The sequence below is a fragment of the Nostocoides sp. F2B08 genome (genome assembly GCF_009184895.1).
Taxonomy (GTDB): Bacteria; Actinomycetota; Actinomycetes; order Actinomycetales; family Dermatophilaceae; genus F2B08.
The window spans coordinates 28,973-54,561 of record NZ_WESE01000001.1 but is presented as its reverse complement, the minus strand read 5'-3'; the positions used below and the strand labels follow the sequence as shown (position 1 = coordinate 54,561).

The following is a 25,589-nucleotide window of genomic DNA, read 5'->3' as shown; positions in this document are numbered from 1 at the left end:
GGTCTCGTCCCTCGTCACACCCCTTCAGCCACCGTCCACGGCACGTCTTCCCGGTCACGGGGGGCGACGCTGTCGCCCGGCAGGCCCGACATCCGACAGTTCACCGCATCGACGGCTCGCCCCCGGTCGCGCGCCAGGAAGACGACGTGATGAAGCTCAAGGACTTCCGCAAGGTCGAGCGCGCAGCCGGGATCAGCCGGGCCGAGGTGGCCCGCATCGGCACAGCCCTCATCTTCGCGGTCGCCGTGATGATCTTCACCGGCACCCAGTTCGGATACATCGACCAGGTGTACCTCCTCGTGGCGGCGGCCGTGATCGGCGCCTACATGGCGATGAACATCGGCGCGAACGACGTCGCCAACAATGTCGGTCCGGCGGTCGGTTCGTTCGCGTTGACGCTGCCCATGGCGATCGTCATCGCCGCGGTCTTCGAGGCGGCGGGCGCCATCATCGCCGGCGGCGAGGTGGTGAGCACGGTCAAGAACGGCATCATCGACCCCGAGGACATCGGCGACCCGCAGGTGTTCGTGTGGGTCATGATGGGCGCACTCCTCGGTGCCGCCATCTGGCTCAACCTCGCCACGTGGGTCGGCGCCCCGGTCTCGACCACGCACTCGATCGTGGGAGGGGTCATGGGGGCCGGGATGGCGTCGTCCGGCTGGGCCATCGTCAACTGGCCCGCGATGGGCGCGATCGTCTCGAGCTGGGTGATCTCGCCGCTCGCCGGCGGACTGATAGCCGCCGGGACGCTCTACGCGCTGAAGCGACTCGTCCTGTGGCAGGACGATCCGGTGGCCGCGGCGGTTCGGTTCGTGCCCTACCTCCTCGGGTTCATGGCGTGGACGTTCACGACGTACATCGCCCTGAAGGGTGTGCAGAACGTCATCACCATCAGGACGCCGACCGCCATGCTCCTCGGGCTGGTCATGGGCGTCGTCGTGTTCTCGACCACCCGTCCGAGGATCGCCCGCCGGGCGCCCCGCCTGACGGCGGATCGGGACGGCGTGAACCAGCTGTTCACGCTCCCGCTGATCTTCGCCGCGGCCCTGCTGTCGTTCGCCCATGGTGCCAACGACGTCGCCAACGCCGTCGGACCCCTGGCCGGCATCGTCGAGGTGCTCGTCGGAGGGACCGGTGGGTCGGAGGCCGTGATCCCGTTGTGGGTCCTCGTGATCGGCGCGCTCGGGATCTCGCTCGGTCTCGCGCTGTTCGGCCCCAAGCTCATACGCACCGTCGGGACCGAGATCACCGAGCTGGACCGGTCACGGGCCTTCTGCGTCGCGCTCGCGGCGGGGCTGACGGTCATCGTGGCGAGCCAGCTGGGTCTGCCGGTCAGCTCGACGCACGTCGCCCTGGGTGGGATCTTCGGAGTCGGATTCCTGCGCGAGTTCCTCGAGCAGCGGATGGGCCGCGTGATCGAGAACGTCATCCACAGTCACCGTGGCGACGAGCACTTCGCCGAGGTCCAGCGGGTCATGGGCACCTTCCGGGTCGCTTCGGTCGAGGACAAGCGGCTCATGCTCGCGCGACTGGATGAGATGGGTTCTGCGGCGGTCATCACGGCCGCCCAGCAGCGTCAGCTCAAGAAAGCGCTCAAACGGCAGCTCGTCAAGCGCTCGCACCTGATGAAGATCTTCTCGGCGTGGGTCATCACGGTGCCGGCATCGGCGCTGCTGTCGGCTCTGTTCTTCTTCGCCTTGCAGGCTTTGATGACGGCCTGAGGCCGCAGGAGGGTGCTCGTGCTCGCGGCGGGTCGACGCGGCGCATCTGGTGGTGGCGCCGTCCTGACGACCGGAGCGGAGGTCGTCCGGTGTCGTCCCGGTCTGGTCAGTCCTCGAGTGCTTTGAAAAGGGCGACGTGCACGGATGCCTGGTCGGGGTCGTCGCGTGCCCAGAGGATCTGCAGGCCCGTGTGCAGCAGAGTCCAGAGGCGCGCCTCCTCACGGTCCACCACGGCCGCCTCCGCGGCGCGTTCGAGCCGGTGCCGTACGCTCCAGCGAAGTCCTGCGCCGGTCCCGAGCTCGGCCACCCGATTGCGCAGGAGCGGCTGGAACTCGAAGCCCGGGTGCCCGGCGAACGGCTTCGGATCGATCGCCAGCCACGGCTCCCGCGAGCCGGCGAGAACGTTCTCGTAGTGCAGGTCGGTGTGCAGGACGACGTGGTCTCGCTCGTCCAGCAGCTCGTCTCCGAGAGCCCGGGTCCGTGCTGCGAATCGGCGTGGCACCGATGGGTCGTCGAGTCGGTCGAGATGCGGGCGGAGGTAGTCGGCGAGGCTGGGGATCGTGGGCGGGGCGGGCACGTGGAGACGGCGAAGCAGGTCACCCGCGATGTCGCAGGCTGTGAACGCATCCAGTCCGGCAAGCGTGCGGCCCGCGTCGAGACTCTCCAGCAGCAGCGCGCCGCGACCGGGGTCGGCTGCGAGGAGCCGTGCCGCGCCCCGGCCACCCCAGAGCTGGAGTGCGGTGTGCTCGGCCGCCGACTCGACATGAGGCCACCCGACCTTGAGCACAGCCGGTCGACCGTTGCGGGTGACCGGAAGGACCACCGCCGTCCATCCGGTCGAGGCCGGTCCGGTCACCATGAGATCCCACTGGTCCAGACACTCGACGATGAGCCGTCTGACGCGCAGGGCCCACTCGGCACCGGACGGGCCACCCTCTGCCGGACGGCGGGACATGCGAACGAGCCAGCCCTCCGGCACGTAGGGAGCCGCCGGCGGGTACCGCCCCGGTTGCACGTGACTCACGCGCCGGGCCCGGTGCCCGGGAAGGCCTGCGGAGCGAGTCCCCACGCCTGGCCGAGCCAGCTGACCGATCCGATCCAGGTCACGACATCGCGCGCCGCGTCCTCCTGCGCCGAGCCGGTGACGGTCGACAGCAGCGCGCCGTAGCCCGACAGGAGAGTGGCCAGCACGTGTCGGGCGAGCGCTGCAGCCGACTCCTCGGAGTCGACCCTGAAGGGGAGGGCGTAGCCGAGATCCGGCGGCGGCGTCGTTCCCGCTGCGCGGACGTCCTGTTCACGGGCGAGGAGACGCAGGGTCGACAGTGCCTCGATGGCGACCTCCCGGGAGTCGTCGCGCGACTGGGCGGAGACGACCTCGAGGGCGTAGACCGCTGGTTGGGTGAGCACCGCGAACTCCCGGGCCAGGGCGGGATAGCGCCAGATCCGGCCGGACCCCTCCTCGAGCATGGGCTCCGGGAGCGGCTCCCCGGCGATCGTGACCGCGGCCCAGCGCTGGGCCAGCAGGCTCATGACCACGGGGAAGACCCCCGGACCGCATCGACGGAGCTCCTCGATCCGGTCCAGGGCAGCGCCGGGCGACGCCGGCGGCGCCGACGCGCTCGGCGACGCTGAGGTGAGTGTGGCCGAGGTCTGTGTGGCTGAGGTCTGTGTGGCCGAGGTCTGTGTGGCTGAGGTCTGGGCGGCCGAAGGCCGGGTAGCGGACGGTTGTGCGGCTGGGGTCTCTGTGGCGGAGGTCGAGCCGCCCGCACCGGCGATCGCCCCATCGAGGGTCTCGATCGGGATCCCTGCCCGATGGAGTGCACTGCGCAGTACGGCCACCTGTTCCTGGTAGACGGCGGATCGGGTGGACAGTGACAGCCGTCGACTGTCGGCGAGGAGCCAGAGCAACGCGTTCTCTGCGGGCACCGACTCGCGGGTCGGCACGAGCGGAATCGCCGGCGCGTCGTCCTCCAGCCGGACGGAGCAGCCCGCGAGTGAGCCGGTGAGCAGGCCGGCGACACCCAGCACCACCGATCTTCGCCCCGGACGCCCCGGCACGACAGGGGAGGCCGACCGACGCATACGACGAACCTATCGCGGCGTCCCCGCGGTCCGAGGCCGCCACCGTGTCACGGACCGACCCCGGCATCGGCACCTGGCCTACAGTTGTCCCAACGGGCCCTGCCGGCAACGGCGGGCCCGCCGGACGCCGGCGCGCGGACCGCGCCACCGTCCACAGGCACGCCCCAATAGACACGTCCACACCGACAACTGCAGAAGGACTGACCTCCCGTGAGCGTCGTAGACCGCATCCGCTCCCTCATCGAGCCCGCTCTGGCCCCGCTGGTGGTCGATGAGGTCAAGGTGACTCCTGCCGGGCGACGCAGGGTGGTCCGGATCGCCGTGGACCGAGCCACCGACGAGACCGTGTCGCAGAGCGAACCCACGGACCCGATGTCACTCGACGAGGTCGCGGAGGCGACCCGTGTCGTGAGTGCCGCGCTCGACGACACGGACATCCTCGGCGAGCAGCCCTACACACTCGAGGTGACCTCATCCGGCGTGGGTCGCCCCCTGACCCGACCGCGGCACTACCAGCGGGGGATCGGCCGCCTGGTCATCATCTCCCGTGCGGACGCTCCGGACACGCGTGGTCGCATCCTCGCGGCCGGGCCCGACGACGTGACGATCTCGATCGCCGCGACCAAGCGCGAGCCCGCACGGACCGAGACCATCGCGTATGCGGATATCGCCGGAGCCCGCATCGACGTGGAGTTCTCGCGCGCGGAGAGCGACGCCTGAGAGCACCGACACCCACCGACACCGGACGACGAGAGAAGAGAGCCATGGACATCGACCTGCAGGCACTGCGAGCGCTCGAACGCGAGCGCGACGTCTCGCTCGACATCCTCGTGCCGGCCATCGAGAACGCCGTGCTGCAGGCGTATCTGCACACCGAGGACCACTACCCCAACGCACGCGCCGAGCTCGACCGCAAGACCGGGCGGCTGACGATCTGGGCACGTGAGGCCTACGAGGTGACCGAGGAGGTCCCGGCACCCGATGACGACGAGGACCAGACCCCGCGGACGCGCGTGCGCCGCGAACTCGGTCCGGAGTTCGAGCACCAGCTGAGCGGCTTCGGACGGATCGCGGCGTCGACGGCACGTCAGGTCATCGTCCAGCGCATGCGCGAGCTGGAGGACGAGGCCATCCTCGGCGACTTCCGCGGCAAGGAAGGCGACATCGTCGCCGGCATCATCCAGCAGAGCCCCGACCCGCGGCACGTCACCGTCGACTTCGGAACCGTCGAGGGGATTCTGCCGCTCGCCGAGCAGGTCCCCGGGGAGCAGTACGTCCACGGCGAGCGGCTCCGGTGCTACGTCGTCAGCGTCCGCCGCGGTCTGAAAGGGCCACAGATCACGTTGTCGCGAACCCACCCGAACCTCGTCAAGAAGCTCTTCGCCCTCGAGGTTCCCGAGATCGCCGACGGGACCGTCGAGATCGCGGCCCTGGCCCGCGAGGCCGGTCACCGGACCAAGATCGCGGTGCACTCGACCGTTCCGGGCGTCAACGCGAAGGGTGCGTGTATCGGGCCCATGGGGTCGCGGGTCAGAGCCGTCATGACGGAGCTGAAGGGCGAGAAGATCGACATCGTCGACTACTCCACCGACCCGACCGTGTTCATCGCAGCCGCGCTGTCCCCGTCTCGGGTCGAGTCCGTCGACGTCGTCGACCCCAAGCTGCGGGCCGCCCGAGTCGTCGTCCCCGACTACCAGCTCTCGCTCGCCATCGGCAAGGAGGGACAGAACGCCCGCCTCGCCGCCAAGCTCACCGGATGGCGGATCGACATCCGGCCCGACACCGAGCCGGGCGGCGGGCCCGCTGCACCCGTGGCCCCGGCCTGAGGCGCGGGAGACCCGTCCCCCGTCCCGCCCTCTGTGGCACACCCGGGGGTGGACCGATGCGGGCCGATCGCCGAAGGACGCTAGAATGGACGAGATCGACCGGACTGGACTCCGGCGTCGCAGCTCCTCCCACGTGGCAGTTCGCACGTGTGTGGGCTGCCGGCGGACGGATAGCCGGTCGGTTCTCCTGCGCGTGACGGTACGCGAGGACGAAGCGGGCCCCCCCCGGATCGTCCCCGACGTGCGTCGTCGGCTCGGAGGTCGTGGCGCCTGGCTACACCCCGATCCCGACTGCATCGAGCAGGCGGTTCGGCGTCGAGCCTTCGCCCGTGCCCTGCGAGTCGGGGCACCTGTCGATCTCTCCCCGCTCACCGCATACCTCGATCGTCTGCGCTCCTGACCGCCACCTGGCGGGCGGGAAAGCGACGCACGGGATTAGTCCACTCAACCAGCCCGACGTCCGACCGGACGCCGGGCACAGAAGAACCGGAAGCGGGTTTGACGCTGATGAGCCCCCGATGAGTACTCAGCGATGAGCACCCCCCAGCACTGACCCGGTCCACTCTCGCGCCCACCGCGGGTTTGGACCACCGAGAAGGAGAAACGTGTCCAAAGTCCGTGTGAGCGCACTGGCCAAAGAGGTCGGAGTGACCAGCAAGGTCCTCCTCGAACGCCTCAATGGCATGGGCGAGTACGTCAAGACCGCGAGCTCGACGGTCGAAGCGCCCGTCGTCCGCCGATACAAGGAGAAGTTCCCGCCGGAGGCCGCAGCCGCCGCGAAGCCGGCCACGAAGGCCGCCCCGGCGACCAAGTCGGACCCGGCGCCGCAGGCCCCGGCCGCTCCGGCGCCCCAGGCCCCGGCCACCGGGACGGCACCCGCACCCGATCAGTCGCCGGCACCTGCTGCGCCCACCCCGGGCCCCGCCAAGCAGACGCCGGCTCCTGCGGCCGCGGCACCGGCCCCGACCGCACCCGCCCCGACCACTCCGGCGCCGTCGGCGCCCGCCCCGGCTGCTCCGGCTCCCGGCCCCGCAGCGCCGACACCGGGCCCTCGGCCGGCGTCCCGGCCCGAGGCCCCGGCTGCCCGCGAGGGTGGTCGACCCGGAGGACAGGCCCCGCGTCCGGGTGCCCGTCCGGGCGCACCGCGGCCGGGCAACAACCCGTTCGCGCCGAGCCAGGGCATGCGCCAGGGCCGCCCGGACGGCCCGCCGCGCCCCGGCAACAACCCCTTCGCCCCCCAGCAGGGCATGCCCCGCCCACCCGCCGGTCGAGGAGCCCCAGGGTCGCGTCCGGCCGCTCCGCGACCCGGTGGTCCGCGGCCCAACCCGGGCATGATGCCCGACCGGGCCGCCGTCCCACGTCCTGGTGAGCGTCCCGCCGGTGGGCGCGGCCGACCCGGTGGGGGTGGCCCCGGCGGTGGAGGTCCGCGCGGCGGCTTCGGCGGACGACCCGGTGGTCCCGGTGGTCGCGGTGGCACTCAGGGTGCCTTCGGCCGCGGGGGCGGTCGGCCGGTCCGCGGTCGCAAGTCGAAGCGCGCCAAGCGCCAGGAGTTCGAGCAGATGCAGGCTCCGTCGATCGGCGGCGTCACCGTCCCGCGCGGCGACGGCTCGACCGTGGTGCGTGTCCGTCGGGGTTCTTCCCTCATGGACTTCGCCGACAAGATCAACGCCGACCCGGCAGCCCTGGTCACCGTCCTCATCCACCTCGGTGAGATGGCGACCGCGACGCAGAGCCTCGACGAGGACACCTTCAAGCTGCTCGGTGCCGAGCTCGGCTACGAGGTCCAGGTCGTCTCTCCCGAGGAGGAGGAGCGCGAGCTGTTCGACTCCTTCAACATCGACCTCGAGATCGGGGTCGACGCCGAGGAGGAGGAGAACCTCGAGGCTCGGCCACCGGTCGTCACCGTCATGGGTCACGTCGACCACGGAAAGACCCGTCTCCTCGACGCGATCCGCAACGCCAAGGTCGTCGAGGGCGAGGCCGGTGGCATCACGCAGCACATCGGTGCCTACCAGATCCACAAGGAGCACGAGGGTCAGGACCGCGCGATCACCTTCATCGACACCCCGGGTCACGAGGCGTTCACCGCCATGCGTGCCCGTGGCGCCAAGGTGACCGACATCGCGATCCTCGTCGTCGCCGCCGACGACGGCGTCATGCCGCAGACGATCGAGGCGCTCAACCACGCCCAGGCGGCCGACGTCCCGGTCGTGGTCGCGGTGAACAAGATCGACGTCGAGGGCGCGAACCCGGCCAAGATCCGCCAGCAGCTCACCGAGTACAACCTCGTCGCCGAGGAGTACGGCGGCGAGACGATGTTCGTCGACGTCTCGGCCAAGCAGGGCCAGAACATCGAGGAGCTGCTCGAGGCGGTTCTCCTCACTGCGGATGCGGCGCTGGACCTGCGGGCCAACCCCGAGCGGGACGCCCGGGGTATCGCCATCGAGGCGAACCTGGACAAGGGGCGAGGCGCGACCGCGACCGTCCTCATCCAGAGCGGCACGCTCAAGGTCGGAGACGCGATCGTGACCGGAAGCGCCCACGGACGCGTCCGAGCCATGCTCGACGAGCACGGTCATCAGGTCGCCGAGGCCACGCCCTCCCGACCCGTCCAGGTGCTCGGCCTGTCCTCCGTCCCCCGGGCCGGCGACACCTTCGTCGTGGCGCCGGACGACCGAACGGCGCGACAGATCGCCGAGAAGCGGGAGGCCGCGGACCGGCAGGCCTCGCTGGCGAAGTCTCGCAAGCGCATCTCGCTCGAGGACCTCAACGAGGCTCTCGCGCAGGGCAAGGTCGATACGCTCAACCTCATCCTCAAGGGCGATGTGTCCGGTTCGGTCGAGGCGCTTGAGGACGCGTTGCTGCAGATCGACGTGGGCGACGAGGTCGACCTGCGGATCATCGACCGCGGAGTCGGCGCCATCACGATGAACAACATCAACCTCGCGATGGCCTCCGATGCGATCATCATCGGCTTCAACGTGCGCGCGGAGGGGCAGAACGCCGACTACGCCGAGCGTGAGGGTGTCGAGATCCGCTACTACTCGGTCATCTACCAGGCGATCGAGGAGATCGAGGCGGCTCTCAAGGGCATGCTCAAGCCGGAGTTCGAGGAGGTCGAGCTCGGCACCGCCGAGATCCGCGAGATCTTCCGGTCGAGCAAGTTCGGCAACATCGCCGGGTCGATCGTGCGCAGCGGTGAGATCAAGCGCGGCTCGAAGGCCCGCATCACCCGCAACGGGGTCGTCGTCGCCGAGAACGTCGAGATCGCCGGTCTGCGACGGTTCAAGGACGACGTCACCGAGGTCCGGGAGGGCTTCGAGTGCGGGATCAACCTGGGGTCGTACAACGACCTTCAGCTCGGTGACCTCATCTCGACCTACGAGATGCGGGAGAAGCCGAGGAGCTGATCGCTCTCAACGCCACACTCCGGGAGGCCGGTGTCGTCCACTGACGACACCGGCCTCCCGTCTGTTCGGAGGACGGGTGAACGGCGCGCAAGATTGACGCAAGGACGAAGGCGCAAGGTGACTCCGTCGACCGACGCCCCTTCGCGGACGTCGGGCGGCGAGAGAGATCGGACCGCACGAAAGAGCACTCGTCATGCAGATCACGCGACGCGGCGTCCTGACCGCCGGTGGACTCGGAGCCCTCGGACTCATGGGGTGGGGTGGGCTGACCCAACCGTTGGGCAACACGGTTCTGACCAAGTCGGCCAGCAACCTGTCGGACCGCAACATGCCCAAGCCGTACCGTACGCAGTTCCAGCCGCTGCCCCGGCTGGCGCCGTTCGACGTCTACACCGACGATGACGGCGTCCCGGTCGAGCGGTACAGCGTCACGGCACGGACCGGGACAGCCGCGATCCTGCCGACGCTCACCACGCCGATCATCGGCTACAACGGGCAGGTTCCCGGTCCGACGATCTCCGTGGAGAGAGGCACGAAGGTCATCCTTCGGGTACGGAACCAGATCACCGGCATCGTGCCGCCCGCCGGACATCACGCTGAGCACGGACTGCCCCTGTCCACCCACCTGCACGGGCACGCCTCGGCACCCGAGTTCGACGGGTATGCGGACGATCTGACGTTCCCGGGGTACTGCAAGGAGTACGTGTACGAGAACGACCAACCGGCCCGATCGATCTGGTACCACGACCACGCGACGCACATCACGGGGACCAACGTCTACTCCGGCCTGGCCGCGCAGTACCACATCCACGACGAAGCGGAGCGGGCGCTGCTCCCGCAAGGAGAGTTCGACGTCCCCCTGACCTTGAGCGACGTGATGTTCGAGTCGGACGGGCGGGTCCGGTTCGACGACAAGGACCACTCCGGTCTGTGGGGGGACATCGTCCTCGTCAACGGGAAGCCTTGGCCCGTCATGCAGGTCAAGCGGCGCGTCTACCGCTTCCGCCTGCTCAACGCCTCGATCTCCCGGTCCTACCGGCCCTACCTGAGCACAGGAGACCCGGTCCACATGGTCGCCACGGACGGGGGTCTGATGCCGGCGTCCCAGTCGGTGAAGACCTGGCGTCATGCGCCGGCCGAACGCTACGAGTTCCTCGTCGACTTCAGCACGTACGCTCCCGGCACCCGGGTGCGACTGCGCAACGCGAGCAACCCCAAGAACGTCGACTTCGACTACACGGGCGAGATCATGGCCTTCGACGTCGTTGACGCACCGGTCGACACCTCCGACCCGACGTGGCGGACCATCCCGCAGACGCTCGCCTCGAGCGACGTCATGTCGTTGGTGCCGGCGCTGTCGTCGAAGACCCGGACGCTCCGCCTCAAGCGGGACGATCTGACGAACGTCTGGAACATCAACGAGACGACGTGGAACGACGTCATCGCGAGCGGCTACACGAAGGTGCTCGCCGATCCGGCACTGGACGCCGTCGAGATGTGGGACCTGCACACGAGCTCGGGCGGATGGTTCCACCCGCTGCACATACATCTCGTCGACTTCCAGATCGTCAGCCGCAACGGCAAGGCCCCCTTCGCCTACGAGCGAGGCCCCAAGGACGTGGCCTATGTCGGGCCGGACGAGAAGGTCCGGGTCCTCATGCGTTTCGAAAGGCAGAGCGGCAAGTACATGGTGCATTGCCACAACCTGCCGCACGAGGACCACGACATGATGGGCCAGTTCTCCGTCGGTCTCACACCGGGCCAACCCGATCCGCACGACCCGTTGACGGCGGCCCCGCCGGTCCTCGACACCTACCCTGCGGACGACTGAGCCCGGTGTCGTCGTGTCCATCTCTGAGATACCTGCGATGCGGACCTCCGGCCTCGTCTCGCCCGGGTCGCGGTGGCTGGTCGCCACCGCCGTGGTGGTCCTGACGATCATCGTCATCCGCACGTGGCTGCTGACGCCCTTCACCGTCGTCTCCGACTCGATGTCGCCGACGCTGCCGACCGGCTCGACGATCCTCGTCGAGCGAATCAGCCGGTACTGGGTCGAGATCGACGCTCAGGACCTGGTCCTCCTCGAGCTCGACGACGGCCCGACCGTCAAGCGGGTCGTGGGCGTCGGGGGAGACCGGATCGAGATCCTCGACGCGGTCCTCCATGTCAACGGGGAGCCGGTCCGGGAGGACTACGTCGACTCCGTGACCCTCGACGGGGTGTTCTTCGGTCCTGTCGACGTTCCGCCCGGGCATGTGTTCGTGCTCGGGGACAACCGATTCGACTCCATCGACTCCCGGTCCTTCGGGCCGGTGAGCCAGGACCGCGTGCGGGGGCGGGTGATCGTTCTCGGATGACCCGAACCACCGCACCGCCCATCCCCCGCCACACCAGGACCGAACGACCACACCAGGTCACCGCACCGAACGACTGATGAAGGAGCACACCATGTCGTCGACAACTCTCAAGAGCCGGCACCGGCCGTCCCCTCGGGGATCCGGGCGAGCCGCATCTCGACGCCTGACATCCGCGATCGCCGCGGCAGGCCTGATCGTCGCGACTGCCGCAGTGGCGATCGCTGAGGTCACCGTCGGGAACCCCACCAACCTCGCAGCCGTCGGGCCGATCAGCGGCGAGCACGGGTACCCCACGTGGTACGAGGACTCCGAAGGCCTGCGTCTCGAGCAGTGCCTCGACCTCGAGGACCCGTACTGCGACCCGGCCTTCCTCCGGGGTGAGATGCCGAACCCTGACGGACCGATCAGCTTCCCCGACAACTGGCCGCTCGAGTCGTTCTACTACCTGGCCGGCGCCGAGCTCGACATGCCCGGGGGCGGCAAGGCCGTGCTGGTGGGCGGTCTCGAGGCCACGATGGCCAACGGGGCGACGGTGGACGGCGACCAGGTCGTCTTCGGCCGCCTCCGCTTCGACATCGACTTCCCCGGTGCCGGCACCTACGAGGTCGTGCATCCGTACGGCGTCGACACCTTCACGGTCACCGCGGCCGAGGCCGACGACTTCCGCTACGTGGAGGACATCACTCCGGCCCCGGGCAACTTCGGCCTCGCCCTCCGGTCCCGGATCAACCCGTTCCTGGTCCGCGCCGAGGGGCTGATCACGTTGCCGAACGGCAACGCGTACGTCGGTGACCCGGCCGTGCCCACGACCGTCACCGGAAGCCCTCACGACACGAACTTCTTCCGGATCGACCAGGTTGCCGACGACGGCACCCGCACCACAGTTGCCACGACCGACCAGTTCACCCTGATGGGCAAGGTCTCGACGAACTCCGGCGTCAACCCCGCCGGTGCGTACCTCGTCGAGACGACGTCAGGTCGATACCTCGACGTCTTCGCCACGTCCGATTCGAACGAGTCGATCAGCGTCGAGGGGACCGGCCTGGTCAAGACCACCCTCGACGCAGACGGCGGCCGCTACTTCGGTCGGCTGCCGCTGTCCACCACCGTCCCGGGCTCGGTGACGTTCACCAACGAGACCGACGTCCCGGTCGCGACGAGGACCGTCGATGTGACCGACCGCGTCGTCATCACCTCTGCGAGCTATGACACGGGGACCGACGAGCTGACCGTGACCGCGACGTCGAGCGACGAGGTCGACCCGCCGACGCTGACCCTCGAGGGCCTCGCCGACACCTCGGGCGCTGCGGTCGTGCTGGCCGGCGGCACGGCCACGGTCGCGACGACGGCCGCACCCGCCTCGGTCACCGTCACCTCCAGCGGCGGTGGCAGCGACAGTGCACCCGTCATCGTCTCGGGAGGGTCGGCCGCACAGCCGGCTCCGACCCTGGCGATGATCAGCGGACCCGTCGAGGTGCTCGTCGGGGACCAGGTCACCCTGACGAGCGCGTCACTGAACGCCGAGACTCTCCTGTGGGAGCAGACGGGCGGTCCGACGGTCTCGCTGTCGAGCACCACCGCGACCGAGGTGTCGTTCACCGCCCCGAGCGAGGCGACGACGTTGACGTTCACCCTCACCGCGACGGGTTCGGGAGGAAGCAGCACGACCGCGCCGTTCACCATCGCCGTCGTCACCGAGGCCACCCCACCGCCTCCACCGGCCGCTCCTGTCGCCGTCGCGACCGCGAACCGGGCGGAGGCCTACATCGGCCAGCAGGTCTCGGTATCCGGAACAGACAGCATCGGCGCGGCGACGTACACCTGGACGCAGACCTCTGGGACCTCCGTGACCGTCGACCCCACTGCCCCGTCCTTCCAGTTCGCGATGCCCGCGAGTTCGGCCCCGGTCACGTTCCAGCTGGTCGTGACGTCGGCGGACGGCCAGACGTCCGCACCCGCCGAGGTGAGCATCACCCAGACCGTCGACGTGCTGACCGTCGACCTGGCTCAGTACCGTGCCAGCAAGTCTGAATGGCGCATCAGCGGAACGGCCACGGTGACCACGACGAACACCGTCAAGGCCTACGTGCGCACCGCCGACGGAAGCAAGGGCGCACTCATCGGTGAGGGCGTCGTCGCGGCACCGGTCGCGCCGGCCACCACCGGTGACTGGCAGGTCCGGGTCAAGAGCGGCGGTGTGAACCCCGGTGCGAACACCCAGATCATTGTCGAGTCAACTCGCGGCGGGCGTCTGGACGGCGTCGCGTTCGACCGGCGCTGATCGCTCCGAACCTGCCAGACACGAGCCGGGCACCATGGGGGCCGTGGTCCTTCGGGACCACGGCCCTTTGCGGTGCGCGGACGGGGGCTGGCTGGCCTAGTGCTCGCCGATGCCGGTGGTCATCGGGCGACCACCTCGGGCTGCCTCCCGCACCGCCTCGACGACGGCGGAGGGGTCTGCGTCCTTGAGGAGATAACCTCGCGCCCCAGCGGTCAGGGCATCGCGCACCAGGCGGGGCTCGGCGAACGCGGTGAGCACGACGACCTTCGCGCTGGGCCAGTCCATGACGATCCGCCGGGTCGCCTCGAGCCCCCCGACACCGGGCATGGTCAGGTCCATGAGCACCACGTCGGGTCGCAGGTCGAGGACGAGCGTCGCTCCAGTGTCTCCCTCTGCCGCATCCCCACACACCTCGATGTCCGACTCGCAGCTGAGCAGGGCTCGCAGCGCGGTGCGGATCAGGTCGTGGTCGTCGACGATGACGACCCGGATCCCCGACCGGGCGGCCTCCGAGGACTCCTCGGGGAGGCGGTCATCAGGGAACGGTCCTGGGCGGAGCGGATCTGACACGGCATCACCGTAGGACGGCAATCTTGCGTCGGCCTTGTGCCGACGATCTGCGTGCGGGATTCAGGCCCGGTCGGGACGGAAGCTCGCGACGAGCTCCGCACCGCCTCCCTCGGCCGCCCGCAACTCGAGTTGCCCTCCCGCCTCGCGCAGCGCCTCACCGAGGAGCTGGAGACCGAAGTGGTCCCGGTCCGGGTCGACATCGGCGGTCGCGGCAGGGCCGACGCCGTCATCGCGCACCCTGACCGTGACCGCGTCCGCATCGACGTCGAGGTCCACGAGGGCGCGGGATGCCTGGGAGTGTCGCACCGTGTTGCGCAGTCCCTCTCTGGCGATCCGGTAGGCCAGCGCCCGCGCCCCGGGTGAGAGAGCGTCGACGTCGCCCCGGATGGCGACATCGGCAGCAACCCCTTGGGCTCGCGTACGGTCGGCGAGGGCGTCCAACGCCTCGAGGAACCCCGCACCCGCGAAGGTGGGTGGCTTGATGTCGGCGATCATCCCTCTGATGGACCGGACATCCTGTTGCATCACCTGGGCCACCCGCTCCAGCAGACCGCGCCCCGTCGAGCCCGGTGGCAGCTCCCGCGACACGGTGGGCAGCACGTACCCGATGCCGGAGAGGTCCTGGACGACTCCGTCGTGCAGGTCTTCACTGAGGCGGCGCCGTTCCATGATCTGCACCGCTGTGGCGTGCTGGGCCAGCCGGGCCCGCTCCGCGTCGACCCGCCGTGCGGTGTCGAGGGTGAGAGGCAGCACGAGGATATGCAGGAGGATGAGGGAACCGATGGTCAGCGGCAGGATGCGAACGAGGGTCTCGTGCTGAGCGGCCTCGAGGCGCGACGTGGGCCAGTACCACTCCAGGACGAATGGCACACCGTCCGCGTCCCGAGCGGCGGCGTACACCTCGAGGACCGGCACGCCATCAGCTCCTCCGGCGTGCATCGCCAAGGAGTACTCCGAGCGTGATCCCATCGACTCGAACAGGTCCTCGACCTCAGCATCGAGTGGGTAGGTCGAGCCGATCAGGGAGCGATCGTCGGACCACACCACGCGACCGTCGCGGTCCCAGATCACGACGTGCACTACGGTGCCGTCGTCGAGGCGGTTCTCCATGGCCAGCTCGAGCGGTGATCCGATCGGTGCTTCTCGAGTCGCCTCGGTCAGCAGCGGTGCCGCCACCGTCCGCGTGAACACCCTCGTGCGGTCTTCGGCATCGAGCAGCGCGATCGACCGCGCGATCCACGCCGCTAGGGGGATGGTCACCAGGGTGACGAGCGCAAGCCCCAAAAGACTCAGCAGGGTGAAACGAACCATCGCGGCCCGCACCCCGGACGGCTGCGGAGTAGGGGTCCTGACCGGTGCCGGAGCCTCCCGAGCCGCCGCCCGGTCAGCCATCACCGATCCTGAACAGACCTCGTCGGACCGCCTCGGCGACGACGTCGGCCGGTCCATCGACGCCGAGTGAGGCGACCAGATCACTGATCCGACGCTGCGTCTCGGATCTGCTGAGCGTGAGCTCGCGCCCGATGTCGTCGGGCGTGAAGCCGGCTGCGAGGAGGCGGAGCAGGATGCCGCCGTCCGCCGGGAGGCCCGCCCGCACGAGCCTCTCGTCACCGCGCTCCGCGGCGTCGGGGACGCCCGCTCCGATGAAGAAGGAGCCGCGACGGGCGGTGCGCAACGCCTCCAGGAGGAGCGCGAAGTCGCCGTCCTTGGCGAGGAGTGCGCAGGCACCCGAGTGGGCGGCCCGGCGCACGAGGGCCGCGTCGGCGAAGCCGGTGAGCACGATCACCCGCAGGTCCGGGAGCTCCTCGGTGAGCTCGCGCGCCAGAGCGACCCCGTCGCCGTCGCCGAGACGCACATCCATCACGACGACGTCCGGGTGCAGGCTCCGGACCATCTCCAGGGCTCTCGTCGTGTCGTGGGCCACACCGACTGGCTCGAGATCCGCCTCGCCGGCGAGGGCCGTGCCGAGCAGATGGACGAAGATCTTGTGATCGTCGACGATGAGCACCCGCTCGACGTGCGACATGTCACGAAGCGGCGGCCCGAGTCGTCGGTCGCTGACGTCCGCGCTCGGCAAGCACGGCAGCAGCGGCGGCGGCCAGGTCGGCGTCGTGTGCGGGTGTGCGCACGCCTGGAGTCTGTTCGAGGGCGCCCCGTAGGAGCTCGAGGCTCAGACGGAGGTGGTCCAGTCCGTCAGGGGAAGGCGCCGGGATCGGCTCCCCGTCCCGCAGAATCGTCAGGTAGAGGCGCTGCGCCTCCGCGCCGGGCTGTTCGCCCAGCTCGTCGACCAACGTGTTCTTCAGGGCCAGGAACACCCGGATCGCCTCGCCTCGTCGGCCTGCCCACCACAGTGCCCGCATGAGCTGGACGGCTGCCTGCTCGGAGGCCGGCGCACGGGCGAAGGCCCGCTCACCGCACCGTACGGCGAACCCCGTGTCGCCGCTCACGATCCCGGCTCGGGACCCGAGCAGACAGATCTCCATCTCGGTGCTCCGACAGGCGTCGCGTGCTTCCTGCGCCCACTCGGCGTACGGCTCGTCCTCGAGGAGCTCGCTCGAGGCGAGGTCGAGGGCAGCCCGCGCGGCCACGACGGCCTCATCGGAGCGCCCGACGCGGGCCCGCTCCAAGAGCTCGATGACCTCGGTGTGGTCCACCCAGACGCGCTCGGGGTCGAGGACGTATCCGGCGGGGGTGGTGGCCAGGGCCGAGGACCTACCCGGCCCGAGTCCTGTGCGTCGCCGCAGGACGCAGACGTCACTGTCCAGCGCCTGGCGGTAGGACGGAGGCGGGTGACCGTCCCAGACCGCGTCCGCCAGTCGGTCCTTGGAGACGGGGTGACCCGGCCGCAGGGCCAGCATCGCGAGGATCCGACCCTGCTTACCGAGGACGCGGGTGGTCGAACCGGGCGTGTCGCGGTGGGTCACTCTCGTCGGGCCGAAGAGGTGTACCCGTATCCGTCGAGGCATCGTGTCTCCCTCTGACCAGGACGACCGGGGTTCACCAGTGGTTGCGCCCCGAGCGGTTGCAGTTTCGAGGGTAATGATCAGGTAAACACCGGACCAGAGGATCGCAGGATGATGGTCCCTTCGGACCATCTTTCGGCCCGGGCGGTATCAGGATCGCGAGGCCGCCCTCGCACATCACGACAGCAGGTCGCCGCCGAGCAACTCTCCCGCCGCGCACCCCGGCAGGACGGCGAAGACCGCCGACCCGACCGGCGTCGTCCACAGGTTCATCAGGTCGGCCTGGGCCAGCCTCTCCTGCACGGGCAGGAACTGTCGGATCGGGTCGGCACAGAAGGCCACGAACACCAGCCCCGCGTCGCTCGTGCGGACCGACTCCGGCGGGTCGTCGTACGAGTAGGGCCTTCGGAGGAACCTCTCGAGAGGGTTCGCCGGCATCGCCCTCCGCATGTGGGCGAAGGTGTCGATCACGGGGAAACCGTCAGGGCCGCGCGCCTCCAGGTCGGGAGGGCTGAGCTCGGACCCGCCTGTGAGCGGCGCTCCGTCCGCGAGCCGGCGACCGACCGCGTGCTCCCGGGAGCGACGGTCGGCGCGGTCCCACCCGTCGAGATCCATGGCGATGCGACGAACGATCATGGCTGTGGCGTCGCGGCGCCAGACGGATCCGTCGTCCCAGACGATCGCCTCGTCGTCCGCGAGACGGGGATCCGGGTTCACGGTGCCGTCGACCTGGCCGAAGAGGTTGCGCATGCGCTGGCCCCCATGGTCGACGCCGGTCTCGCGGAACCCGCGTTGGACCCACCGCTGCGTCGCCATCGGCGCCGCCCCCGTCACCAGGCGACGAACCGCGTGCGAGAGCGTCACCGGGCACTCCCCGGCGACCTGGAGCACGAGGTCGCCGCCGCTCCAGCGGTCCTCCAGCCGGTCGATCGCGAACGGCGGCAGCGGACGCAGCCAGTCCGGCGCCGCCACTCCGGCGGCCGTGAAGGCGCCGGGTCCCCATCCGACCGTCACGGTCAACTCGCTGGGACGCTGCGCGAGCTCCGGCTCGAGGTCGGTTCGGGTGCCGCGGCCAGCTGTGAGTCGAGCGATGTCGTCGGTCCAGACGGACATGAGCCGGCGCACCGTGTCGCGGTCGGATCCCGGTGCCAGGTCGAGGGCGACCCAGGCGGCGAAGGCCTGCGGCACGTCGTCGACCCCCGACTGCCGCCGGCCATGGAAGGGTCTCGTGGTCGGCGCACTCGTCGCTGCCGACCCCGGGGACACCTCCCCGGACCCGGCGCAGCCGCCCAGCGCGCTCGCACCCGCGACGGCCCCGATCGAGGCGACCAGTCGGCGGCGGCCGATGCGGGCGGTCACGAGTCGGAGGAGGTATGCGCGGGCTCAGCCGGCGCATACGTCTCCTCGGCCCCGGCGAAGGTCCGCGCAGGCGCCACCACGGTGGCCTCGGCGCCGTCCTCGGACTGCAGGACGACCTCGACGTCCGCCCCGGCGGGCACCGGCCCGGTGAGGTCCATGAGCATGATGTGGTGGCCGCCGGGCTCGAGGACGAGCGAGCCTCCGGCCGGGACGACGAGTCCTCCGTCCGCCTCGCGCATGACCATCCCCGCATCGGACATGACCGTCTCGTGCAGCTCGACGGTGCCCGCCACCGGGCTCGAACCGCCGACGAGCCGGATATCGGCATCGCCGGTGTTCGTCAGGGTGCCGAAGACGCCGGTCATCGCGGGCATCGCGCCGGCGTCAGGGAGCTGCTCGACGGCCTTGGCCCAGCCGTCGACGAGGAGGATCAGGGCCGGCGCGGCCTGGGAGTCGCCATCGTCCACCGCGGCGGTTGTCGGCGGGACGGACTGTGGGGACGTGGAATCGCTGGTGCCGCAACCGGAGAGGGCGAACGCGGCTGCCGCCAGGATGGCGGCGGAACGGGAGAGGCGCATACGGGGTCGGTTCCTTCGAAGGGGCGCGCGTGGGTGCGCGAGCGGGGGTCTGACGGGTAGCGAGAGCGTCAGAACACCGGAGGCGCGCGTCCCCGGATGGTCCCGGGCGCCAGAACCGAAGCGGGAGTCACAGGCGCGGCGCCGGCCGAGCGGGGGCGCGGTGGTGGCGACCACGCCCTGGTGACCCCGGCGGCGAGACGTTCCACGGAACGCCACAGGGCCCGCTCGCCGAGTGTGAAGGCCCAGGTGAGCAGGACCCAGGCGGTCACGTGGAGGGCGAGCATCCGTGGGTCGGCCGTCGTCGATGCGGTCAGGCTCGGGCCGGAACCATGGGTGTGCGAGCCGCCGACGCCGGGCACACCGGTTCCCATGACCAGTGCGCTGTGGATGATGACCTGACCGGCGGCCAGAACGAGCGCGATGACGGGCCACGACACCCGTCGGGCCGTGGCCACCCAGGCCAGCGTCAGCACGAGAGAGGCTCCCACCAGGGCTGGTGCCGCCATTGTCCCGGATCCGGACCCGGCTGCCTCGAGGTGCGCCATCGAGCCGAGGGCGATGCCCGAGCCGCCGAGGAGGAGCGCACGCGCGAGCCGAGGTCCGAGACGGGCCGGGGCGTGCATACCCCCTACCGTATACCGCCCCGTGGGCGGACCGCGGACGAGGCGCCTCTTCGCTCCAGTCGCTCGCATCGCCTAGGGTCGTCTGTACCCCGATCCGACTTCGTCTCAGGAGGCTGCCATGGCCGACGCCGCACGCGCCCGCAAGATCGCCGACCGGATCAAGGAAGTGGTCGCCGCGAACCTGGGTTCCCTCATCAAGGACCCCGAGCTGGGTTTCGTGACGATCACCGACGTCAAGGTGTCCGGCGACCTGCAGCACTCCCAGATCTACTACACGGTCTTCGGCGACGAGGGCCAGCACGAGCGCACCGCCGCCCTCCTCGCCAAGAACAAGGGGCGGATCCGTTCGTTCGTCGGGAAGCAGATCGGCATCCGACTGACTCCCACGGTCGAGTTCTTCGCCGACGCCATTCCCGAGTCCGCCGCCGCGATCGAGGACCTCCTTCGCGAGGCCAAGGAGCGTGACGCCGCGACCGCGGCCGCCGCGAGTGCGGCTCGGTACGCAGGCGACGAGGATCCCTACCGGAAGGACCGGGCCGACGACGACGAGTCGCTCGGCGACTCACCGGCAGCGCCGCAGCCGAGCGACGCCCAGCGGTGAGCGGACCGCCGGACGCGCCGGCCCGACCGGTGCCGGAGGGTGTCCTTGTCGTCGACAAGCCGATCGGCTGGACCAGTCACGACGTCGTCGGCCGCACCCGTCGTCTGGCGCACACCCGCAAGGTCGGTCACGCGGGCACCCTCGATCCGATGGCGACCGGCGTCCTCGTCCTCGGCATCGGTCGGGCCACGCGCCTGCTCACCTTCCTCGTCGGGTGCGACAAGGACTACACCGCCACCGTCCGGCTCGGCCAGGCGACCCTCACCGACGACGCCGAGGGCGAGGTCGTGGCCGCCACCGGGGCCGCGGGCCTGACCTCGCAGCAGGTCGCGCGCGCCGTAGCCGCCCTCACAGGGGACATCGAGCAGGTCCCGAGCGCAGTCAGTGCGATCAAGGTCGACGGCAAGAGGTCGTATGCGCGGGTCCGGGCCGGCGAGGAGGTCCGCCTCCTCCCTCGGCCCGTGACCGTGTCCCGCTTCGTCGTCCGGTCCGTCTCCGAGATCGAGGTGCACGGTGCGACCGTTCTCGACGTCGACGTCGAGGTGACGGTGAGCTCCGGAACCTACGTGCGGGCCCTCGCGCGCGACCTGGGTGAGTCCCTCGGATGCGGTGGACACCTGGCCGCCCTGCGTCGCACCCGGGTGGGCGGGTTCGGGCTCGACCTCGCGCATACCGTAGAGGAGCTTGTCGCCCTGGTGGAGCGCGGGGAGGGGCTGCCGGTCCTCGATCTGGCGGCGGTCGCGCGCACCTCGTTCGCCGTCCGCGAGGTCGATGCCGACGAGGCGAGGGCCCTCGGGCACGGGGCCCGGATCCCGTCACTGGAGCCGGGACGGTCCGAGCCCATTGCCGCGATCGGTCCCGACGGCCGCCTCGTCGCGATGATCGACGAGAGCCGGGACAGGACGCGCTCCCATGTCGTCTTCGCCCCTGCGACTTCGTAGACTTCCGACTCGTGCACCGCTGGAACTCGCTCGCCGAGACGCCCGACTCCCTGCGGCCGTGCGTCGCGACCTTCGGCAACTTCGATGGCGTGCACCGCGGTCACCAGACGATCATCGCCGCCGTCATCACGGCGGCCCGGCGCCATCACGTGCCCGCCGTCGCGGTCACGTTCGAGCCGCATCCCGTGACGGTCTTCCACCCGGAGCGCCAGACCGAGCTGATCGCGCCGGGCCGGCTGCGGGACGAGATCCTCGCCTCGACCGGGCTCGACGGGCTGCTCGTCCTGCGCTTCGACGAGGAGTTCTCGAAGCAGACCGCGCGCGAGTACATCACGAGGACCTTCGCCGACGGACTGCAGGTCAAGGCGCTCGTCGTCGGGGCCGACACCCGGGGCTTCGGTCGCGGCTACACCGGCGATGTCGCCCTCCTGCACGAGCTCGGCGACGAGATGGGCTTCGAGGTCATCGTCATCGACGACGTCGGTGAGGGCGAGCGGTGGTCCTCCTCGGCCGTGCGACGCCACCTCGCCGCGGGCGAGGTGGCCCAGGCGGCGACCATCCTCGGCCGTCCCCACCGCCTCGTCGGCGAGGTGGTGCACGGCGACCACCGCGGTCGGGAGCTCGGCTACCCCACGGCGAACATGAGCCCCGAGAGCCTCGGCCTGATCCCCGCAGACGGGGTGTACGCCGGCTGGCTGACCCGGGTCGAACTCAACCCGAGCGACTCCGAGCGAACCCTTCCCGCCGCCGTCTCGGTCGGCACCAACCCCACGTTCGAGGGCCGACGGGCCCGGCGTGTCGAGTCCTACGTCCTCGACCGCACCGACCTCGATCTCTACGGCGAGACCGTGATGGTCGAGTTCGTCGAGCGAATCCGTCCGACCATCCGGTTCGACTCGGTCGAGGCTCTGCTCGAGGCGATGTCGGGTGACGTCGAGCGGTGTCGCGAGGTCCTCACGGCGGCGATCGTTCCTCCTGCGCCTCCCGTCACGGCTCCCTGATCCCGCCGTGAGTCGGCTGTCCGAGGCTCCGGTCCGCGCCGGGACGCGGTGGCGGGACGTCGACGTGGGGCTGGTCGTCGGAGCCCTCGGCCTCTCGCTCATCGGGGCGGTGCTGGTCTGGTCCGCGACCCGGGGTGAGGCGGGGCCGACCTACCTCATCCGGCACCTGCTCAACACGGGCATCGGACTCTCCCTCGCGCTGGTCGTCATGCGCATCCCACCGAGCGTCCTGCGTACGGCGGCCCCGGCCGCCTATCTCGTCGGCATCGGCGGTCTGCTGGCGGTTCTCGGACCGCTCGGGTCCACGATCAACGGGTCCCGGTCATGGATCGTGCTCCCGATCGGTCTGTCCATCCAGCCGTCCGAGCTGGCCAAGGTCTCGGTCATCCTCGCCGTCGCGGCCCTGTTCGCCGGACCCCTGGACAGGGGGGAGCGTCTCGGTGCCGGGCGGCTCGCCGCCGGGGCCGCGGTCGCCGGGCTTCCGGTCCTGCTCGTGATCCGCCAGCCGGACCTCGGCTCGGCGGCCGTGCTCGCCGTCCTCGCGACCGGCATGTTCGTGGTCTCCGGCATTCGGGCCCGGTGGATCCTGCTCGGGGCGCTCCTCGGAGTCCTCGGCGCCGTGCTGGTCTGGTTCTCGCCGTTCCTGTCGGCCTACCAGCGCGACCGAATCACCGTCTTCCTCGACCCGCAGGCCGATCCGCTGGGAATCGGCTACCAGATCACCCAGGTCGGGATCGCGGTTCGCCGGGGCGGCTGGACGGGCACGGGGCTGTTCCAGGGTCCATCGACGCAGGGCGGGCTCATCCCGTTCCAGGAGACCGACTTCGTGTTCTCGGTCGCCGCCGAGGAGCTCGGCTACCTCGGCGCCGTCGGCATCCTCCTCGTCTACGCGTTCCTCATCGCGCGCACCGTCCTCGTCGGCATCCGGGGCGAGGACGCCTTCACGCACCTCGTCGCCGCGGGCGTCGCCGCGTGGTTCACGGCCCAGGTCGTCGAGAACGTCGGCATGAACCTCCAGCTGACTCCGGTCACCGGTCTGCCGCTGCCCTTCCTCTCCTATGGCGGCTCCTCGATGTTCGCCTGCTGGCTGGCGATCGGGATCGTCCTGGGCGTGCACCGCCATACCCGGCGTCCCTGAACCGGCTCGTCGCCGGGTCGTCATCCGGGGAGCGGCCGGAGTCGTCCCAGGTCGAGCGTGGTGCAGTTCACTCCGGCCGCGCAGACGGCTCCGAAGGGGTGTGAAACGATGACGGGGACGCCCGTCCCAGCGGCCGGGCGGACCCTGCACGACCTCCCGAAAGTGGACAACGATGCCCGCAGCGCAGACCTATCACGTTCCGTCCGACGAGAAGTACGACCAGAGCCTCCTGACCGACCGGGCTCCGAGCGTCGGCCACCTCTTCCGCAACCGGGTGACCGAGACACCGGACGCCAAGGCGTTCCTGTTCCCCGACGCATCCGAGCAGTGGCAGACGATGACGTGGGCCGAGACGCGGGACAAGGTCTACGACCTCGCGGCCGGCCTCATCGCCCTCGGAGTCGAAGCCGAGCAGCGGGTCGCCATCGCCTCCGGCACCCGCATCGAGTGGGCGCTCGCCGACCTGGCCAACATGTGCGCCGGGGCCGCCACGACCACGATCTACCCCACGACCATCCCCGAGGACGTCGCGTTCATCATCCAGGACTCCGAGACGGTCGTCGTCTTCGCCGAGAACGACGAGCAGGTCGACAAGCTGCGGGGCATCCGAGAGCAGGTGTCTGGCGTGCACAAGGTGGTCGTCTTCGACGGCCACGCCGACGGCGACTGGGTCATCACCCTCGCCGACCTCGCGGCGCTGGGCAAGGACGTCCTCGCCACCGACGACGGCGCGGTCGACGCCCGGATCGACGGAACCCGTCCCGAGCACCTCGCGACGATCATCTACACCTCCGGCACGACCGGCCGCCCCAAGGGAGTCCGCCTCCTCCACAGCACGTGGACCTACCAGTCGGCCAATGTCACGGCGATGGACATTCTCGGGCCCAGTGACCTGCAGTATCTCTGGCTGCCGCTCGCCCACGTCTTCGGCAAGCAGCTCCTCACGTTCCCGATCCAGATGGGCTTCCCGACGGCCATCGACGGTCGCGTCGACAAGATCGTCGACAACCTCGCGGTGGTCAAGCCGACCTTCATGGGCGCTGCCCCGCGCATCTTCGAGAAGGTCTACGCCCGCATCGGCATGATGATGGAGGAGGAGGGCGGGCTGAAGCTGAAGCTGTTCCGCTGGGCCTCCGACGTGGGGCGCCGGGTCGCCGCGCTGCAGTCCGAGGGCAAGGAGCCGACGGGCCTGCTTGCCGTGCAGCACACGATCTCGGACAAGATCATCGGCACCAAGATCCGCGACCGCTTCGGCGGCAACGTCCGCTTCTTCATCTCCGGCTCGGCGGCCCTGAACCAGGACGTCGCCGCGTGGTTCTACGGCATGGGCCTGAAGATCGCCGAGGGCTACGGCCTGACCGAATCCTCGTCGGCCGCGTTCGTCAACCGGCTCAAGGCGTTCAAGATCGGCTCGGTCGGGTGGCCGGTGCCGGGCACGGAGGTCATGATCGCGGAGGACGGTGAGGTGCTGCTCCGCGGCGAGGGCATCATGGACGGCTACCACAACAACCCCGAGGCGACCGCCGAGGTGCTCGACATGCAGGGCTGGTTCCACACCGGCGACATCGGTGAGCTCGACGAGCGTGGGTTCCTCAAGATCACCGACCGCAAGAAGGACCTCTTCAAGACGAGCAACGGCAAGTACGTCGCCCCCTCGACGATCGAGGCCACGTTCAAGGGCATCTGCCCCTACGTCGCCCAGCTCGTGGTCTACGGCGCCGATCGCAACTTCGTCTCCGCCCTGGTCACGCTCGACCCCGAGGCGATGGAGGGCTGGGCCAAGCAGAATGGCATGGCCGGCAAGTCCTACGCCGAGGTGGTCACGTCCCCCCAGGCCCGCGAGATGGTCCAGGGCTACATCGACGAGCTCAACCTCGGACTCAACCGCTGGGAGCAGATCAAGCGGTTCACCATCCTCGACAAGGACCTCACCATCGAGGAGGGCGAGCTGACGCCGAGCATGAAGCTCAAGCGCAAGGTGGTTTCGGAAAAGTACAAGGACCTGCTCGACGCGCACTACCAGGGGTAGTCCGCCGGCGACCACCGCATACCCCTCGACGCGACGGCGTCCACCCACCCGGGCGGGCGCCTTCGCGCGTCCCGTATGTCGTCCACACCCGTGCGCAAGGGGTCGCGCG

Annotated in this window: 22 protein-coding genes; 13 read left to right on the top strand and 9 right to left on the bottom strand. The window is 70.0% G+C overall.

The window, feature by feature from the left end:
* Positions 1 to 149 precede the first annotated feature (149 nt).
* Positions 150 to 1,721, top strand: a complete 1,572-nt coding sequence (locus GA707_RS00225) for an inorganic phosphate transporter (protein WP_152176994.1) — start codon at positions 150 to 152, stop codon at positions 1,719 to 1,721.
* 106 nt (positions 1,722 to 1,827) lie between these two features.
* Here the strand turns inward: GA707_RS00225 and GA707_RS00220 are convergent, their stop codons facing one another.
* Both GA707_RS00220 and GA707_RS00215 read right to left on the bottom strand, forming a co-directional pair.
* Positions 1,828 to 2,676 carry an aminoglycoside phosphotransferase family protein gene (locus GA707_RS00220; protein ID WP_152176428.1) on the bottom strand — a complete coding sequence of 283 codons (849 nt, stop codon included), beginning with the start codon at positions 2,674 to 2,676 and terminating at the stop codon, positions 1,828 to 1,830.
* 65 nt (positions 2,677 to 2,741) lie between these two features.
* Positions 2,742 to 3,803 (bottom strand): DUF4439 domain-containing protein, encoded by a 1,062-nt coding sequence (locus GA707_RS00215; RefSeq protein WP_193315099.1) that lies wholly within the window; start codon positions 3,801 to 3,803, stop codon positions 2,742 to 2,744.
* A gap of 210 nt (positions 3,804 to 4,013) precedes the next feature.
* Between GA707_RS00215 and rimP the strand changes: the two genes are divergently transcribed.
* The 7 genes from rimP to GA707_RS00180 all read left to right on the top strand — a co-directional run bounded on the left by rimP (position 4,014) and on the right by GA707_RS00180 (position 13,677).
* Entirely contained in the window at positions 4,014 to 4,523 is a 510-nt protein-coding gene (rimP, locus tag GA707_RS00210; RefSeq protein ID WP_152176426.1) for a ribosome maturation factor RimP, read from the top strand.
* 44 nt (positions 4,524 to 4,567) lie between these two features.
* A complete protein-coding gene (nusA, locus tag GA707_RS00205) occupies positions 4,568 to 5,629 on the top strand; it encodes a transcription termination factor NusA (RefSeq protein WP_152176425.1) in 1,062 nt (353 codons plus the stop codon).
* Positions 5,630 to 5,714: 85 nt separating this feature from the next.
* Entirely contained in the window at positions 5,715 to 6,029 is a 315-nt protein-coding gene (locus GA707_RS00200; RefSeq protein WP_152176424.1) for a YlxR family protein, read from the top strand.
* Positions 6,030 to 6,234: 205 nt separating this feature from the next.
* A complete protein-coding gene (gene infB / locus GA707_RS00195; RefSeq protein ID WP_152176423.1) occupies positions 6,235 to 9,039 on the top strand; it encodes a translation initiation factor IF-2 in 2,805 nt (934 codons plus the stop codon).
* A gap of 193 nt (positions 9,040 to 9,232) precedes the next feature.
* The gene (locus tag GA707_RS00190) at positions 9,233 to 10,870 is read left to right on the top strand and encodes a multicopper oxidase family protein (RefSeq protein ID WP_152176422.1); all 1,638 of its coding nucleotides are present in this window, start codon (positions 9,233 to 9,235) and stop codon (positions 10,868 to 10,870) included.
* 37 nt (positions 10,871 to 10,907) lie between these two features.
* On the top strand, positions 10,908 to 11,396 hold the full coding sequence (gene lepB / locus GA707_RS00185; protein ID WP_152176421.1) for a signal peptidase I: 489 nt from the start codon (positions 10,908 to 10,910) through the stop codon (positions 11,394 to 11,396).
* A gap of 91 nt (positions 11,397 to 11,487) precedes the next feature.
* A complete protein-coding gene (locus tag GA707_RS00180) occupies positions 11,488 to 13,677 on the top strand; it encodes a hypothetical protein (protein WP_152176420.1) in 2,190 nt (729 codons plus the stop codon).
* Between the two features lie 96 nt (positions 13,678 to 13,773).
* Here GA707_RS00180 and GA707_RS00175 read toward each other — a convergent pair whose 3' ends face one another.
* The 7 genes from GA707_RS00175 to GA707_RS00145 form a co-directional block, all read right to left on the bottom strand.
* Entirely contained in the window at positions 13,774 to 14,247 is a 474-nt protein-coding gene (locus tag GA707_RS00175) for a response regulator transcription factor (protein ID WP_193315098.1), read from the bottom strand.
* A gap of 60 nt (positions 14,248 to 14,307) precedes the next feature.
* Positions 14,308 to 15,639, bottom strand: coding sequence for a sensor histidine kinase (locus tag GA707_RS00170; RefSeq protein ID WP_193315097.1), 1,332 nt, complete (start codon positions 15,637 to 15,639; stop codon positions 14,308 to 14,310).
* Positions 15,632 to 16,273 (bottom strand): response regulator transcription factor, encoded by a 642-nt coding sequence (locus GA707_RS00165; protein ID WP_152176417.1) that lies wholly within the window; start codon positions 16,271 to 16,273, stop codon positions 15,632 to 15,634. Before GA707_RS00165 ends, GA707_RS00170 begins: the two co-directional genes overlap by 8 nt.
* A gap of 1 nt (position 16,274) precedes the next feature.
* Entirely contained in the window at positions 16,275 to 17,213 is a 939-nt protein-coding gene (locus tag GA707_RS00160; protein WP_193315096.1) for a BTAD domain-containing putative transcriptional regulator, read from the bottom strand.
* Between the two features lie 174 nt (positions 17,214 to 17,387).
* Positions 17,388 to 18,569 carry a Dyp-type peroxidase gene (locus GA707_RS00155; protein WP_152176415.1) on the bottom strand — a complete coding sequence of 394 codons (1,182 nt, stop codon included), beginning with the start codon at positions 18,567 to 18,569 and terminating at the stop codon, positions 17,388 to 17,390.
* Positions 18,566 to 19,147, bottom strand: coding sequence for a copper chaperone PCu(A)C (locus GA707_RS00150; protein WP_152176414.1), 582 nt, complete (start codon positions 19,145 to 19,147; stop codon positions 18,566 to 18,568). Before GA707_RS00150 ends, GA707_RS00155 begins: the two co-directional genes overlap by 4 nt.
* Before the next feature lie 68 nt (positions 19,148 to 19,215).
* On the bottom strand, positions 19,216 to 19,770 hold the full coding sequence (locus GA707_RS00145; protein WP_152176413.1) for a hypothetical protein: 555 nt from the start codon (positions 19,768 to 19,770) through the stop codon (positions 19,216 to 19,218).
* 118 nt (positions 19,771 to 19,888) lie between these two features.
* Here GA707_RS00145 and rbfA point away from each other — a divergent pair, with 118 nt between their 5' ends.
* The 5 genes from rbfA to GA707_RS00120 all read left to right on the top strand — a co-directional run bounded on the left by rbfA (position 19,889) and on the right by GA707_RS00120 (position 25,480).
* Positions 19,889 to 20,371 carry a 30S ribosome-binding factor RbfA gene (rbfA, locus tag GA707_RS00140; RefSeq protein ID WP_152176412.1) on the top strand — a complete coding sequence of 161 codons (483 nt, stop codon included), beginning with the start codon at positions 19,889 to 19,891 and terminating at the stop codon, positions 20,369 to 20,371.
* Complete coding sequence (truB, locus tag GA707_RS00135; RefSeq protein WP_226963420.1) at positions 20,368 to 21,312, top strand: tRNA pseudouridine(55) synthase TruB; 945 nt, start codon at positions 20,368 to 20,370, stop codon at positions 21,310 to 21,312. Before rbfA ends, truB begins: the two co-directional genes overlap by 4 nt.
* Before the next feature lie 11 nt (positions 21,313 to 21,323).
* Entirely contained in the window at positions 21,324 to 22,313 is a 990-nt protein-coding gene (locus GA707_RS00130; RefSeq protein WP_152176411.1) for a bifunctional riboflavin kinase/FAD synthetase, read from the top strand.
* Between the two features lie 7 nt (positions 22,314 to 22,320).
* Positions 22,321 to 23,451 carry an FtsW/RodA/SpoVE family cell cycle protein gene (locus GA707_RS00125; protein WP_226963419.1) on the top strand — a complete coding sequence of 377 codons (1,131 nt, stop codon included), beginning with the start codon at positions 22,321 to 22,323 and terminating at the stop codon, positions 23,449 to 23,451.
* A 172-nt stretch (positions 23,452 to 23,623) separates the two neighbouring features.
* Positions 23,624 to 25,480: a long-chain fatty acid--CoA ligase gene (locus tag GA707_RS00120; RefSeq protein WP_152176410.1), complete on the top strand. Its 1,857-nt coding sequence runs from the start codon at positions 23,624 to 23,626 to the stop codon at positions 25,478 to 25,480.
* Positions 25,481 to 25,589 lie beyond the last annotated feature (109 nt).